10 protein-coding genes and 1 pseudogene are annotated in these 14675 nt (G+C 75.2%); 10 read left to right on the top strand and 1 reads right to left on the bottom strand.

Features of this window, described 5'->3' with window-relative positions; translation table 11 throughout:
- Positions 1-33: 33 nt before the first annotated feature.
- Complete coding sequence (locus tag ACIBH3_RS21590) at positions 34-714, bottom strand: Tat pathway signal sequence domain protein (RefSeq protein ID WP_396313647.1); 681 nt, start codon at positions 712-714, stop codon at positions 34-36.
- A 589-nt stretch (positions 715-1303) separates the two neighbouring features.
- Between ACIBH3_RS21590 and ACIBH3_RS21595 the strand changes: the two genes are divergently transcribed.
- The 10 genes and pseudogenes from ACIBH3_RS21595 to ACIBH3_RS21640 all read left to right on the top strand — a co-directional run bounded on the left by ACIBH3_RS21595 (position 1304) and on the right by ACIBH3_RS21640 (position 14624).
- Positions 1304-2062: a TetR/AcrR family transcriptional regulator gene (locus tag ACIBH3_RS21595; RefSeq protein WP_396313648.1), complete on the top strand. Its 759-nt coding sequence runs from the start codon at positions 1304-1306 to the stop codon at positions 2060-2062.
- A 203-nt stretch (positions 2063-2265) separates the two neighbouring features.
- Complete coding sequence (locus tag ACIBH3_RS21600; protein WP_396313649.1) at positions 2266-2952, top strand: DUF6230 family protein; 687 nt, start codon at positions 2266-2268, stop codon at positions 2950-2952.
- An 89-nt stretch (positions 2953-3041) separates the two neighbouring features.
- A complete protein-coding gene (locus ACIBH3_RS21605; RefSeq protein ID WP_396313650.1) occupies positions 3042-3497 on the top strand; it encodes a DUF6114 domain-containing protein in 456 nt (151 codons plus the stop codon).
- 161 nt (positions 3498-3658) lie between these two features.
- The gene (locus ACIBH3_RS21610) at positions 3659-4399 is read left to right on the top strand and encodes a transcriptional regulator (RefSeq protein ID WP_396313651.1); all 741 of its coding nucleotides are present in this window, start codon (positions 3659-3661) and stop codon (positions 4397-4399) included.
- Positions 4400-4639: 240 nt separating this feature from the next.
- Positions 4640-4980: pseudogene (locus tag ACIBH3_RS21615) on the top strand (PhzF family phenazine biosynthesis protein).
- 400 nt (positions 4981-5380) lie between these two features.
- Positions 5381-6826, top strand: a complete 1446-nt coding sequence (locus tag ACIBH3_RS21620) for an MFS transporter (protein ID WP_396313652.1) — start codon at positions 5381-5383, stop codon at positions 6824-6826.
- 72 nt (positions 6827-6898) lie between these two features.
- A complete protein-coding gene (locus ACIBH3_RS21625; RefSeq protein WP_396313653.1) occupies positions 6899-8281 on the top strand; it encodes a condensation domain-containing protein in 1383 nt (460 codons plus the stop codon).
- A 142-nt stretch (positions 8282-8423) separates the two neighbouring features.
- Positions 8424-11567: an amino acid adenylation domain-containing protein gene (locus ACIBH3_RS21630; RefSeq protein WP_396313654.1), complete on the top strand. Its 3144-nt coding sequence runs from the start codon at positions 8424-8426 to the stop codon at positions 11565-11567.
- Positions 11564-12736 (top strand): acyl-CoA dehydrogenase family protein, encoded by a 1173-nt coding sequence (locus ACIBH3_RS21635; RefSeq protein WP_396313655.1) that lies wholly within the window; start codon positions 11564-11566, stop codon positions 12734-12736. Before ACIBH3_RS21630 ends, ACIBH3_RS21635 begins: the two co-directional genes overlap by 4 nt.
- Positions 12737-12779: 43 nt before the next feature.
- Positions 12780-14624 (top strand): amino acid adenylation domain-containing protein, encoded by a 1845-nt coding sequence (locus ACIBH3_RS21640; RefSeq protein ID WP_396313656.1) that lies wholly within the window; start codon positions 12780-12782, stop codon positions 14622-14624.
- The last annotated feature ends 51 nt before the right edge of the window (positions 14625-14675 follow it).

Consider the following 14675-nt stretch of genomic DNA (forward strand, 5'->3'; position numbering starts at 1 on the left):
GAGGGGGTGGGGTCAATGGCCCTATACCCCAGGTCAGTTGACGAACACGTGCGGACTGCCCGGGACGCTGCTGTCCAGCACCGGGCCGTAGAGAGCCGTGAAGTACCCGGCGGGGAAGCAGGTGCTCGGGCCCGAGAACTTGGGGAACACCTGGCTGGTGAACCCGATGGTCTGAGCGGTGTTCGAGGTGGTGCCGGCGATGCTGCCGGCCGCCCGGTAGACGCAGGTGACGGTGCCCAGGATCGTGCGCAGCACGACGGTGGTCTGCAGCGCGCCCGCGCCGGACGGGCTGAGGGTGACGGGGTTGCCGGCGCCGTCCCCGACCGAGTTGGTGTAGGGCAGGTTGTTGACGGTGATGCTCTGCACGCCCATCACGCCGAGCACGTTGCTGGTGCAGGAGCCGAAGGTCTGCGTGTCCAGCTGCTCGGTCGCCGCACCCGGGGCCGCCGGGTTCGCCGTGACGGTCGCGCTGAAGGCGGAGGCGGCGCACTTGACGCCGCTCGTTCCGCTCGCGCTGGAGTAGAAGGTGGCGAAGGTGCCCGTGGCCAGATCGGCCGTCAGGACGTCGCCGACCGCGACGTCGGGGCCGCCGACGGCGCCCTGGGTCAGTACGGCGGAGGACGTCGGGCCGAGCGCCTGCGCGGGTGCGGCGGCGAGGGCGGCGAGGGCGATGACTGCGGTGGCGATGCCACCGAGGGTGTGGCGGATGCGCATGAGGGTGTGCCTCTCCTGGGTGCAGCGGGTGGGGGAGCCCGTCGACCGGCGTTGGGGCTTTGGAGCGGTGGGCTGGTGGGCCGGCTACGGGTGCGGTGGGTCCGGGGTGGGTCCGTGGTGGCACGGCCGATGGCGTGCCGCGGGGACGGTGCGAGGGGTGGACACGAAGGTGCGCCGCAGGAATGCGTTGCAGGGGTGCGTGCGTGGTGACGGGACGACGCGAGGTGCGCAGCCGTGCCGGGTGGTGCGGGTGATGGCCGGTGGTGCCCGCCGGTGGTGCCCGTGCGTCCGGTGAGCGACCGGGGCGAAGCCGGCCGACCGGACACGGCGGCGGGCCGCCGGGTGAAGCCCCTTCGGGCGGTGCCGCGGGGGCCCGGCGCCACGGGCCCGATCGGCGAGCGGTGAACAGGAGTGCGCGAGACGGCTGCCGCCGCCCGGCACGCGTTCGCCATACTGCTGGAGCGGAACGCGAAGGGGGTTTCGGACGGCCTGGAGGCACTGCGGCCCGGGGCCGTCGGCAGGTTGGAAACCTGCGAGTGTTGTAAACCGTCCGACAGGTCAATGTCAATAGCTGACAAGGAAGTTGGCAATGAACTCGGATACCGCCCAGAGCGTCGAGGTGCTGCTGCCCGGCGCCCGTACCGGCCGCGACCCGGCGCGTTCGATCAAGCCGGGACCGTCCCGGCTGCCCCCCGACGTGATCGCCGCCACCCAGCGCGAACGGCTGCTGGACGGGCTGGTGCACTGCGTCGCCGAGCGCGGCTACGCCCACGCCACAGTCAGCGACATCTGCCGCGCGGCCGGGGTGACCAGGCCGGTCTTCTACGAGCTCTTCAGCGGCAAGGAGGACGCCTTCCTGGCCGCGCACCGGCACGGCACCACGGTGGTGGTCCGCCGGATGGCGGCCGCCTTCGCGATGGCACCCGACTGGTGCACCGGAATCCGCGAGGCCCTGCGGGCGATGCTCAACCTGCTGGCCGGAGTGCCGGCCTTCGCCACCATGGCGGTGGTCGAACTGGATGCGGTCGGACCGGCCGGGCGCCAGGTCCGCGAACAACTCCTCGCCCGCTTCCGGGTGTTCTTCGCCGAATGCCCCGAACCGGCGGGCGGAGTGCCGGCCGGGACGCTGGTGGACGCCGTGGTCGGCGGCGTCTACGCGACGGTGTACCGCTGTGTCGACGCCGGCCGGACGGCCGAACTGCCCGCGCTGCTACCGGCGCTGAGTCTGTTCTGCCTGGCGCCGTTCCTCGGCCCGGCCGAGGCCGCTGCGCGCCTCGCCGCCCAGCCTGTCATGACCTCAACTGATCCTTCGTGCACCCGTATTGACCCGCCGACTACCGCGCAGTAGCTTCCAGATACCCACCGTGGCGCTCCGGGACGCTCCGGGCCGTCCCGCTGCCGCGGGCGCCCCGCAGGAGTCCCGCAGGAGCGCCGGAGGGAGCGCACGGAGCCCGTTCCGGCCCCGGCGCAGCTCGAACTTCCACGCCGTAGCGCTGTCCGCGCCAGGACAACGTGCCAGTGCCTGCACACCCCCACCCCCAGGGAGCACACATGGCCACGTCCGAAGACGCCACCCCCGAAGGTGCCACCGACGCGGAGCAGCCGCCCGCCACCGACGCGTCCGCACCGGCACCCGCAGCCGGGGCCGGACGGGGACGGGTGCGGCTGCGCCGCGCCGCCCTGCTGGCCGTACCCGCGCTCGCGGCCGGGGCCGTACTGATGACGCTCACCGCGCAGGGCGTACTGGCCGCGCAGTTCGCCATCTCCGGCATGCCGTTCAGCGTCACCGCGGACAACCTGGACGGCAAGGGCTTCGAGCAGTTCGGCGCCCTTGACCACATGATCGAGAACAGCCCGAACTCCGGGGACACCGGGGGACAGGTGCTGGTCGCCGTCTCGGCGATCAAGTCGGCCACCCTGACCAGGCTCTGTCAGAGCGTCGACCTCGGTGGAATCAACCTGAAGATCACGGCGGGCGACGCGGGCACCCCCGCCACGGCCGCCGACCTGACCACCGACTCGGACCTCCTCAGCGGCGACGCGGCCTTCACCAACATCGAGATCGGCGGCGACGCCAGCACCTACACCAAGGGCGGGGTCACCGGCCCGCCCGGAGTGTTCGGGCAGCAGGCCGACACCGTCACCATCCGCAACCTGCGCCAGCACAACTACGCCACCACCGCCGGCGTGTTCAAGCTGCCCAACCTGCACCTGAGCTTCAGCGGCGAAGGCTGCTGACCGTGGCCCTGCCGGCGCCCGAAGGCGCAGCCCAGGCCGCGGCGCCGGGCCAGGGGTCGGGCCCCGGGCCGCGCTCCGACGGTGGCGCGGTGGCCGAGGTACCCGCCGCGCCTCCCGCCGGCGGCAGGCGCCGGACCGGGCGCGGAGCCTGGCGCGGCTGGCGTGGCCGCCGCCCGTTCTGGGGCGGCACGCTGGTGCTGCTCGGCGGCGCGGAGATCCTGTTCACGCTCCGGGCGCCGCTGCCGGTCGTCCTGCACATCGGGATGCAGGGGCTGGCGGGCTACCTCGTCCCCGGCCTGATGGTGATCTGCGGGGCGCTGATCCTGCTCAACCCCACCCAGCGGCTGTTCTACTCGCTGCTGTCCGTGCTGCTCGCGCTGGGCAGCTGGCTGACCTCCAATCTGGGCGGCTTCCTGCTCGGCATGCTGCTCGGCCTGGCCGGCGGCTGCCTGACCTTCGGCTGGCTGCCCGACCAGCCGCCGCGCCGCCGCCTGCTACGCCGCCGGCCGGCCCGCACCCGCGAGAGCTCGGCGGTGCGGGCCTGACCTGCCCCGACTCCGCTGCACGGCTGCTGCGCCACTGCAAGGACACGACCGGGAGCAGCCACCCGAACGGCCCCGCCGGGTGCCCGTGTCGCCACCTCCGAAGGCCGCGCGAGGGGGTAGGAATGGCACCGGGGCCGGTCCGAGGCGGAGGCGCGAGCAGGGTGAACCAGCGAGTCGGTGGACAACTTCGGGAGCTTCAGGTCGAGTTGTCGGCGGGCGGCGAGCCGCCGGCGCTGGTCGGGGAGATCGCCGCGGGCCGCGCCCCGCTCGCGGTGCTCGCCGAACTGGCCGCGCAGCAGCAGCGGATCATCGGCTCCGACCGCCGCAGCCTGCTGCTGCTCGCCACCCGGTGCGCCGACCGGCCGCTGGGTACCTGGTACACCACCGTGGCCGAGGGTGAGAGCGCCGCGCTGCGCACCCTGCCGGCGTTCGCCGCCGCCTGCGGGCCGAACCGGGAGCAGGCCGCCGCCCGCCCGCCGCTGCCCGGCTGCCAGGCCTACCCCGCCTACCTGGCCTGGCTCGCGCTCAACGGCCGGCCCGACGCTGTCGTGGCCGCGCTGCTCGCCAACTTCACCGACTGGGGCGGCTACTGCGCCACCGTCGCCGACGCGCTCCGCCGTCACCACGGATTCTCCGACGAGGCCTGCGCCTTCTTCGACTTCTTCGCCCAGCCCGCCACCGAACTGGCACAGCAGGCCGCGGAGGCCCTCGGCGAGGACGGCCTCGACGGGCCCGCCCTCGCCGCCGCCCGCGAGTACGGCGGGATGCTCCAGGCCTACGAGCGGCTGTTCTGGGACACCCTCGCCGCCTCGGACCAGGCGCACCCGGAGCCGCCGAGGCACACGATGGTGAACACGGGTCCGGCGACGGCGGCCAGTCCGCGACAGCCGCCGCTAACGTGAGTGAGTCGATTCAGGGTCTCTCCCCGGGAGTCGATTCCGGGGGCCTCCGGCGCTCTTGATCAGTGCCGCCGGGGGCGGGTGAGGTCTGGAGCAGGGCGCGGAACGAGGGGTCGACGTGGCCCCGGCCGAGCAGCCGGGCGGGGCGGTGAGGCATCGCGAGGCACGGGCCCGGGTCAAGTCGGTCCACTCGTACCGGATTGGCCTCGGCGGGGTGTCGATCGGCGTTGCTACCGTCCTGACATGCGAATTCACGTCGTCGACGCCTTCGCCGACCGTCCGTTCACCGGCACCCGGCGGGTGTGTGTCTGCTGCCCGCCGGGGATTGGCCGGAGGACGACTGGATGCGGCGGGTGGCGGCCGAGATGAACCACCCGGAGACCGCGTTCGCTCTCCCGCTGCCCGCCCCGGCCGAGGCCGACTGGGCCATCCGCTGGTCGGCGCGACTCGGCCGCGCGGAGCTCACCGGCCTCCAGGCGTCCGCCCGCGCCGGCCTGGTCCGCACCGCCGTGCGCGGTGACCGGGTGCGCCTCACCGGGAGCGCCGTCACGGTTCTGGCCGGCGCCCTGCACGCCGAGCCCTGACCCCTCGGGCGCCCGACCCAGGTCAGGTGCTGTACGAGCCGGGGCGTGCCGCCAGCGGTCGGTCGCCGGCGGTGCACCGGTCCCCGGAGCCGCTCGACGGGTGAGCCATCCGGTCAGGGCATGAGAGGAAGATGAAGGATCAACATCAATCCCACACGATTCGGCCATATTGAAGGCGTCCGTCCGATGGCTGGATGGGTGGCGTCCGAATAGCGGACCGTTTCGTGGGCGTGCGGCTCCGTCTCCCCGGGGCTGCCCGGATCGGCAATCCCGGTGGTCGGGGCCGTCGGGGTCCGGCTGGGAGCGCGGCCGGCGGCGGCCGCCGGTGTCGGATTCCGAGAAGTCCGGAAATGTTCGAACCGGTTGCCCGGAATCGAAGTCTTCACCGACAGTCGTACAGATGAACGCTATTCAGCCTGCGGCGGAGTCGACGCTCTTACGCCACCGTGACTTCCGGTTCCTGCTCTCCGGGGCGGCGTCGAGCCAGGTCGGCAGCCAGGTGACCCTTGTCGCGCTGCCCCTGGTCGCCGTGCTGGAGCTGGAGGCCACGCCGTTCCAGGTCGGTCTGCTCACCGCGGCCGAGACCGCCGCGTTCCTGCTGGTGGGCCTGCCCGCCGGGGCCTGGGTGGACCGGATGCGGCGCCTGCCGGTGCTGATCCGCGCCGACGTGGTGCGCTTCCTGGCGGTTGGCTCGATACCGCCGGCGGCCGCGCTGGGCGTTCTGACGATGCTCCAGCTCTACCTGGTGGCGCTGGTCACCGGGGTGGCGACGGTCTTCTTCGACGTCGCGCACCAGTCCTTCCTGCCGCAGCTGCTGCCGCGTGAGCAACTCGTCGCGGGCAACGGCGCGCTGGAGACGGTGCGGTCGTCCGCCCAGGTGGCCGGGCCGGGGCTCGGCGGCGGGCTGGTCCAGCTGCTCGGCGCGCCGCTCGCGATCGTCGCCGACGCGATCGGCTACCTGACCTCCGCCCTGCTGCTGCTCGGCATCCGTACCCGGGAGCCGCACCCCGAGCCGGTGCCCGGCCGCTCGCTGCGGGCGGACATCGGGGAGGGGCTCTCCTTCGTGCTGCGTCACCCGCTGCTGCGGATGATCGCCGCCGCCACCGCCGTGTCGAACCTCTTCGCCGCGGTGCTGATGGCCGTTCAGACGGTCTTCTGGGTCAGGGTGCTGGATCTGTCGCCCGCGGCCATCGGGCTGCTGCTGTCCGTCTCGGCGGTCGGCGGTCTGGCCGGTGCGCTGTGTGCCGGGCCGCTCGCCCGGCGGGTGGGCCAGGCGCGGCTGATCTGGCTCTCGGCGGCGGCCACCTCGCCGTTCGCCGTGCTCTGGCCGCTCTCCTCCGGCGGGGCGGGTGTGCTGCTGTTCGGCATCGCCTCGGGCGTGGTGCTGTTCGGCGGGGTGGTGTACAACGTGGCGCAGGTGAGCTTCCGTCAGGTGATCTGCCCGCCCGAGCTGTTGGGCCGGATGAACGCCACCATGCGCTTCCTGGTCTGGGGCACGCTGCCGCTGGGCGCACTGGCCGGCGGCGCCATCGCGACCGCCGCCGGGCCCCGGGCCGCGCTGTGGGTCTGCGCGGCGGGCTTCCTCGCCGTGCCGCTTCCGCTGCTGCTCTCCCCGCTGCGCGGCCTGCGCGACCTGCCGGCCGCCGGCCCGGACGCTCCCGTCGACGGCCCGGCCGACCCGAAGGTGCGGGCCTCGCACGGGACCGGAAGCGGAACCGGCACCACGATCACGACCCCAGCCGACTCGGAGGCACCCGGCTCCGAGACCTCCGGCTCCGGGATGCCCGAGGTCGAGATGTCCGATGCCGGGATGCCCGAGGCGGCGGCTCCGAGACCCGCCCGCTGACCCCGGACCACACCCCGGACGCCAGCCCGGCCGGGTGCCACCACCCGACCAGAACCGAAGCGGAGACCACCCGTGCACCCCAGCATCACCGCCGCCTACCTCGCCAGGTACCGCTCCGTCGTCGAGACCGCCGGCGGGTCGGCGCAGCTGCTCCCGCTGACCGGCGCCCAGCGCCGCTTCCTGCTGGTGCGTCGGCTGGACCCGCAGGGCCGCCCGGACGTGGTGCCGCTGTTCTTCGCCTTCCCCCGTGGCACGGTGGACGTGCCCCGCCTGCGTCGCGCCGCCACGGACCTGGCGCGCCGTCACCCGGCCCTGCGCGGCACCGTCGCCTCGCTGCGCGGCGCGCCCGTCCTGCGGCTGGGTACGCCCTCGGCCGAGGTCACGGAGATCCCCGTGGCGCCCGGCGAGAGCGCCGAGGACGCCCTGCGCCGCGAACTGCTGGCCTGGGCGCCGGCCGGCCCGCCGCTGCGGCTGCTGCTGGCCGCCGGACCCGACGCGCGGGAGGAGCTGCTGGCGGTGGCGCTGGACCATGCCGCCTGCGACGAACAGTCGCTCGGGATCGTCACCGCCGGACTGAGCGAGGCGTACGAGGAGGACGCCGGCGCGGGCCGGGAGACGGACGAGGGCGGTGTGGCGGCGTACCGGGAGGCGGTGGAGCGTCAGTTGGCGGCCGAGACCGCCGCCTCCACCGCCGGCGCGCACGCCCACTGGGCGGGCCGCCTCGGCCGGCTCGCCGGCGCGGACGCCGGTCCGGCGACGGCCGCATCCGCGCCCACGGCCGCCGCCACGGCCGCCGCACCCGCCGTAACCGGGATGCTGAGCCACCGCCTGCCCGCCGCCTCCGCCGCTGCCCGCGGCGCGGTCTTCCCCGCGCTGCTGGACGCCGTCTCGGCCGCCGCACAGGAGCTGTTGGGCCCCGGCCGCCCGCTCGCGCTCGGCTACCCCTGGGGCGGCCGGCCGGCGGGCGCGCCCCCGGCCCTCGGCTGCTTCCTCAACACCCTCGTCCACCCGGCCACCACCGGGTGCAGCGACCTGGACGACCTCAGTGCCGCCTGGTGGGACGACCTGGACCACGCCGACACGCCGTTCGACGAGGTGGTGCACGCCGCCCGCTCGGCCGGCGCGAGCTGGACGGGGGCCCTGGACGGCCTGCTCACCTTCGAGGACCTGCACCGCCGCCCACCGCTGGTGCTCGGCGGCACGCCCGGCCGGGAGACCCACCTGGCCGGCCGCCCGCTGGCCGCCCCGTTCGCCGTCTCCGCCTCGCACGGCGAGGACCTGTTGGTCCGGCTGGCGTGGGACCGCGGACGCTGCCCGGAGGCCGCCGCCGTGGACGCCTTCGACGCGCTGCTGGGCACCATGCGCCGTCACCTCGGCGGAGCCAACGGAGCGACCGGCGCCACCGGCGCCACCCAGGCCACCGGCGCCACCACGGCCGGCTCGTCCTCCGCCTGAGCCCCCGACCGACCACCCCGCACCGCCACCGACCCTCCACCGACCCACCAACCGCCGTACCGGCGCGGCAGTTCGGGCCCACCCGGCCCGCCATGCCGCACGCCTTGAACACGCACCCGCCACCAGCAAGGGAACCGTTCAGATGTTTGCACTCTCCTCCTCGCAGGAGATCGTCTGGCTGCACGAGCAGATGCTGCCCGGAAGCCGCGCCTACAACTTCACCGCCGCACTCGACCTGTGGGGCCCGCTGGACACCGACGCGCTGCGCGCCGGGCTGGCCGCCGTGATCGGCCACCACCCGGGCCTTCGGCTGGAGTTGGTCGCCCGCCCGGAGGGCCTGCCCGGCCAGCGGGTGAACGAGCTGGCCGAGCCCAGGCTGCGTACCTCGGACCTGTCCGGCGAGGCCGACCCGGAGGAGGCGTTCAAGCGGCTGCTGGCCGCCGAGGCCGAGGAGCCGCTGGACACCGCGCAGGCGCCGCTGCTGCGCTGGCACCTGGTCACGCTCGGCGACGAGCACCACCGGCTGGTGCACGTCGAGCACCACCTGATCCACGACGGCCACTCCTTCGCCATCCTGCTGCGCGACCTGTTCACCGTCTACCGCGCCGAGGTGCTGGGCGAGCAGGCCGAGTTGACGCCGACCCGCTCCTACCAGGAGCACGTCCGGGCCGAAACCGAGGCGTCCCGGGCCGAGGCCCGCGAGCGCAGCCTCGCCCACTGGCAGCGGGAGCTGGCCGACGCCCCGCTCGACCTCGCCCTGCCGGGGCTGGCCCGCCCCGGCGCCGTACGCCGCCACCGTGGCGGGCAGTTGCGCCAGTCGATCGGCGCCGACCTCGCCGAGCGGCTGCGCGAGCGCAGCCGCACCGACGGCCACACCCCGTTCAGTACGCTGCTGACGCTCTTCGCCGAGCTGCTGCGCCGCCACAGCGGCCACCGGGAGCTGGTGGTCGGCACGGCCGTCGGCAACCGCCCGGTCGGCTTCGAGGGCACCGTCGGGATGTTCGTCAACACCGTGCCGCTGCGACTGCGCCTGGACCCGTCCGCGCCCGGTACCGACGCCGTGGACGAGGCCACCGACGTCCTGCTGCGCGCCCTGCCCCACCAGGACGTCCCGGTCCAGGCGCTCACCCGCGCCCTCGGGCTGCACACCAGCGGCGCCGACAACCCGCTGTTCAGCGTGATGTTCAGCGCCCACGACGCGGCGCTGCCGGAGATCGAGGCGCCGGGCCTGGAGGTCTCGCTGTACGAAGGCTTCAACACCGGCACCACCCGCTTCGACCTGGACCTGGTGCTGCTGCCCGACGACCGCCGGGTGGTCGGCGCCAAGCAGGGCGCGGCCGGCATGACCCTGGTCTGGGACTACGACCTGGACCTGTTCGGGGAGGAGGTCGCGGGCCTGCTCGCCGGGCGCATGCTGGACCTGCTGCGCGCCTACCTCGACCGGCCGCAGACCCCGCTCGCCGCCCTGGCGGCTCCCGCCGTGCCCGTCGCCGCCCCCACCGCCGAAGTCGGGCAGACCGCGCCCGCGCCCGCCGACCTCGCGGTGCTCGACCCCGCCGCCGCCCAGGACCCGGCCCGGCTCGCCGTCGTCGCCGGCACCGAGCGGCTCACCTTCGGCGACCTCGACCGCAGGGTCGCGGCCCTCGTCGAGCGCCTGAGCGCCGCAGGGGTGACGCCCGGCCAGCCGGTTGCCGCCGTCCTGCCGCGCGGTGTGGACAGCGTGGTCGCGCTGCTCGCCTGCCTGCGCCTGGGCGCCGTGTACGCACCGCTGTCCAGCGAGGATCCGGCCGCCCGGCTCGGCCTGCTGGTGGAGCGGCTGAGCCCCGCCCTCGTCCTCGCCACCCGGCAGAGCGCGCTCGCGCTGCCCGCCGAGGGCATCACCCCCGCGCTGCTGGACGGCCCCGCCTTCCCCAAGGCCGAGCCCGCGGCCGTGCTGGAGGGCGCCGCGTACGTCATCCACACCTCCGGTTCCACCGGCGTGCCCAAGCCCGTCCTGGTCGGGCGCGCCGCCCTGGCCCGCTACGTCGGCGCGATCGTCGGGCGGTACGGGCTCGGCCCGGACGACCGGGCGCTGCTGTTCGCCCGGCCGTCCTTCGACGTGGCGCTGGAGGAGGTGCTGCCCTCGCTGGCCGCCGGCGCCGCCCTGGTGCTGCCGCAGCGTGAGGTGCCCACCGGGCCGGAGCTGGTCGCCGTCCTCGCCGCCCGCGGTGTGAGCGTCGCCAACCTGCCCACCAGCTACTTCCTGGCCGTCCGCGAGGAGCTTCGGGAGGCCCTGCGCGACGGACGCTGGTCGCCGCGGCTGATCGTGCTCGGCGGCGAGCGGCTGCCCGCCGAGGCCCTGCGCGGACTGCTGGAGGACACCGGCGCCACGGTGCTCAACGCCTACGGCGTCACCGAGGCCACCGTCACCTCCACCGTGCACGAGATCACCGCCGCCGACCTCGCCGACGCCGCCGAGATCCCGCTCGGTGTCGAGCTGCCGGGGGTGCGGGTGCACGTCCTGGACGGCGGCCTCCAGCCGCTGCCGCCCGGCGCGGTCGGCGAACTCGCCGTCGGCGGCGAGGTGCTGGCCGACGGCTACCTCGCCCTGGAGGAGGCCACCGCGGCGCGCTTCGTGACGGTGCCCGCGCTCGGCGGCGAGCGGGTGTACCGCACCGGCGACCGCGGTTACCGCGACCTGTCGGGCCGGCTCTGGTTCCTGGGCCGCCAGGACAACCAGGTCAAGCTGCGCGGCTACCGGATCGAGCTGGAGGAGATCGAGGCGGCGGCCTCCGCCGAACTCGGCGGCCGCTCCTGCGCCGTCGTCCTGGACCGCGCCGCGGACGGCGGCCCCCGCCTGGTCGGCTTCCTGGAGGGCACCGAGCAGCCCGACCAGGCCGCCCTGCACGCCGCCCTGACGCTGCGGCTGCCCGGCGGGCTCGTCCCCGGCAGCTGGGTCGCGCTGGAGCACCTGCCGACACTGCCGGGTGGCAAGCCCGACCGCACCGCGCTCGCCCGCGCCGCCGCCGAACTGCCGGCCCCCGGCAGCGAGCAGACGGGGCCGCAGGCCGGGGCCTTCACCGACCCCGCGCAGGCCCTGGTCGCCGAGGCCTGGCGCGAGGTCCTCGGCCACGACCGGTTCGCCGCCGACTCGCACTTCTTCGAGGTCGGCGGGCACTCGCTGCTCGCCGCCCAGCTCGCCGCCTGGCTGGAGCCGCGCCTGGGCGCCCGCCCGCCGCTGCGCACCCTGTTCCAGAACCCCGTGCTGGCCGACCAGGCCCGCGCCCTCACCGGAGGCGCCAAGTGAGCTCCGCCCCCTCCGCCGTCCTGGAGGACGGTCACCGCGAACTCGTCGACGCCTTCGAGAGCTTCGTGCGCCGCGAACTCGTGCCGCTGGCCGCCGAACTCCCCGAGAGCGGCGACCAGCCGCCCGCCGACCTGCGCGCCTACGTCCGCAAGCGCTCCGCCGCGCTCGGCTTCTACGCCGGCGACTACCCGGAGGAGCTCGGCGGCTCCGGGATGCCCTTCACCGCCGTCGTCCTGCTGCACCACGCGGCCGGCCGCAGCGGCTGCGCCCTCGCCCCGTACGCGCTGGCCGGCTCCGACGGGCCCAGCCCGCTGCTGCGGCACGGCACGCCCGAGCAGATCCAGCGGTACCTGGTGCCGCTGGTGCGCGGCGAGGCCGCGCGCTGCCTGGCGCTGACCGAGCCGCACGCCGGCTCGGACGCCTTCCGGCTCACCACCACCGCCGTGCGCGAGGGCGAGGGATGGGTGATCAACGGCCGCAAGACCTTCGTCTCCAACGCCGACCGGGCCGACGTCGCGCTGGTGGTCACCGCCACGGACCTCGGCGAGGGCCCGACCGCCGGGGCCACCGCCTTCGCCATCCCGATGGACCACCCGGGCCTGCGGATCGGGCAGCGCTACGAGGGCATGTCCGGTGAGCCGATGTTCGAGCTGCTGCTGGAGCAGGTCCGCCTTCCGACGGACGCCGTGATCGGCGGCGAGGACGGCGTCGGCGCCGCCATGGCGATGGCCATGGACAGCCTCTCGCGCGGGCGCCTGCTGGTCGCCGCGATGTGCAACGGCGTCGCCGAGTACGCGCTGCGCCTGGGCGTGGAGTACGCCCGGGAGCGGCAGGCGTTCGGCGAGCGGATCGGCAGCTACCAGCACGTCCAGGAGCACCTGGTCAGCAGCCGGGCCGAGGTCGAGACCGCCAAGCTGCTCACCCTGGCCTGCGCCCGGCTGGTGGACGAGGGCACCGAGGCGCCGGAGAACGCCGCGCTCGCCAAGCTGACCTCCTCCGAGACCGCCGTACGGGTGGTGGACCGCGCCCTTCAGGTGCACGGCGCGACCGGCTGGGTGCGCGGGCATCCGCTGGAGTTCCTGTACCGCCACGTCCGAATGATGACGATCATCGAGGGGACCTCCGAGGTCCAGAAGGTGATCATCGCCAGGGCCATGGGCCTTGGCTGACCACCCCCGCACCACACCAGCACCGACCCTCGGAGAGCCCCGGATGACCACCGCCCGCCCCGCCCCCAGCATCGAGTACGGCCGCCCGCACCAGGACGCCGCCGTACTGGAGAGCTACCTCGACCTGGTGCGCCGCACCCCGGACGCGCCCGCCCTGATCGACGGCACCCGCAGCTGGAGCTACGCCGAACTCGACCGGCTGGCCGACAGCGTGGCCGACACCCTGCGCGGGCGGGTCCACCCCGGCACGCTGGTCGGCGTCTGCCTGGACCACTCCGCCGCCCTGGTCGCCGTCACCATCGCGGTGGCGCGCCTGGGCGCCGTCCACCTCCCGCTCGGCCCGCGCCCCGGCGAACGCCGGCTCCAGGCGGTCGCCGAGAACCTCGACCTCGGCTGCCTGATCGGCGACCCGGCGCTGCTGCCGCCCGCCCACCGCGCCGCCGAGCAACTGCCGCTGACCGTCCCCGCCGAGGGCGCCAACGCCGCCGCCACCGTGGTCGCGGCCTTCGCCCCCGCCCCGGCGGGCGCCGTCGGCGCGCCCGCCGGCAGCTACTACGCGGTGCTCACCTCCGGCTCCACCGGCATCCCGAAGGCGGTGGCCGTCGGCGAGGCCTCGCTCGGAGCGCTGGTGCACTGGTACCGCGAACTGACCGGCCTCGCCTCCGGCGACCGCCACAGCCTGCTGATCGGCGTCGCCTTCGACCCCCACCTGCTGGAGCTGTGGGCCACCCTCACCTCCGGCGCCGCGCTCAGCGTCGCCCCGGACGCCGTGCGCTGGGACACCGGCGCGCTCACCGACTGGTGGCGCGACGCCGGCATCACCGTCAGCATGTTGCCCACGCCGCTGGCCGAGCCCGTCCTCGACCGGCCCTGGCCCGCGGACCTGGCACTTCGCCACCTGATGATCGGCGGGGACCGGCTGCGCCGCCACCCCGGGCCCGACGTCACCGCGCACGTCCACAACGCCTACGGACCGGCCGAGGCCACCGTGGTGACGACCGTGCACACCATGGCGTCCGGCGCCGCCCCCGACGGCGCCGGAGCCCCGCCGATCGGCCTGCCGGTGCCCGGCGCCGTCGTCCTGGTCACCGATCAGGAGGGCCGCCCGGTGCCGCGCGGGCAGGCGGGCGAACTGCGTATCGGCGGACGCTGCCTGGCGCTCGGCTACCTGGACGAGGAGCTCACCGCCCGCCGCTTCGCCCCGGTCGCGCACGGCCCCGAGGGCGTCGGCAGGCTCTACCGCACCGGCGACCGCGTCCTGATGCGCGCCGACGGCGTCCTGGAGTTCCAGGGCCGTCTCGACGACCAGGTGAAGGTCAGCGGCGTACGGATCGAGCCCGCCGAGGTCGAGGCCGCCTTCGAGCGTGACGCCCGGGTGCGCCGGGCGGTGGTCGCGGCCAGGCGCAGCCCGGCCGGCACCGTCCAGCTGATCGCCTTCGTCCAGCCCACCCCCGAGGGCGCGCCGGCGGACGGGGCAGAGCTGATCGCCCCCGTCCGCGCCTGGCTGCCGGAGCAGGCCGTACCGGCGGTCGTCCGGCTGGTCGACACCTTCCCGCTGGATGCGAACGGCAAGGTCGACCGTGCCGCGCTACTGGCCGCCGAGCAGGAGCGCGCCGAGCAGGCCGCGGCCGCCGACCAGGGCGGCTCGCCCACCGAGCAGCTGGTGCTGCGGCTCTGCCGCGAGGTGCTCGGGCAGAGCGACCTCGGCCCGCTGGACAACTTCACGGACGCCGGCGGCAACTCGCTCGCGGCGGCCAGGCTGCTCGCGGCGCTGGAGCAGGAGTGCGGGGTGAGGCTGCGCGGCCCGCAGCTGCTGCGCCAGCCCGACCTGCGCCGCCTCGCGGAGCTGGTCGAGGCCCGGCGCCCGAGCGCCGCCACCTCCTCCTGACCGCCACGCCTACCAGGGTGCCCCGGCGCGAGCCGGGGCACCCGGAAGGGA

This window comes from Kitasatospora sp. NPDC050543 (assembly GCF_044457565.1).
Taxonomy (GTDB): domain Bacteria; phylum Actinomycetota; class Actinomycetes; order Streptomycetales; family Streptomycetaceae; genus Kitasatospora.

What these genes read in the sequence shown, in the direction of transcription:
- ACIBH3_RS21590 (WP_396313647.1), bottom strand. Translation starts at nt 714, where the DNA reads ATGCGCATCCGCCACACCCTCGGTGGCATCGCCACCGCAGTCATCGCC.
- ACIBH3_RS21595 (WP_396313648.1), top strand. Translation starts at nt 1,304, where the DNA reads ATGAACTCGGATACCGCCCAGAGCGTCGAGGTGCTGCTGCCCGGCGCC.
- ACIBH3_RS21600 (WP_396313649.1), top strand. Translation starts at nt 2,266, where the DNA reads ATGGCCACGTCCGAAGACGCCACCCCCGAAGGTGCCACCGACGCGGAG.
- ACIBH3_RS21620 (WP_396313652.1), top strand. Translation starts at nt 5,381, where the DNA reads ATGAACGCTATTCAGCCTGCGGCGGAGTCGACGCTCTTACGCCACCGT.
- ACIBH3_RS21630 (WP_396313654.1), top strand. Translation starts at nt 8,424, where the DNA reads ATGTTTGCACTCTCCTCCTCGCAGGAGATCGTCTGGCTGCACGAGCAG.
- ACIBH3_RS21640 (WP_396313656.1), top strand. Translation starts at nt 12,780, where the DNA reads ATGACCACCGCCCGCCCCGCCCCCAGCATCGAGTACGGCCGCCCGCAC.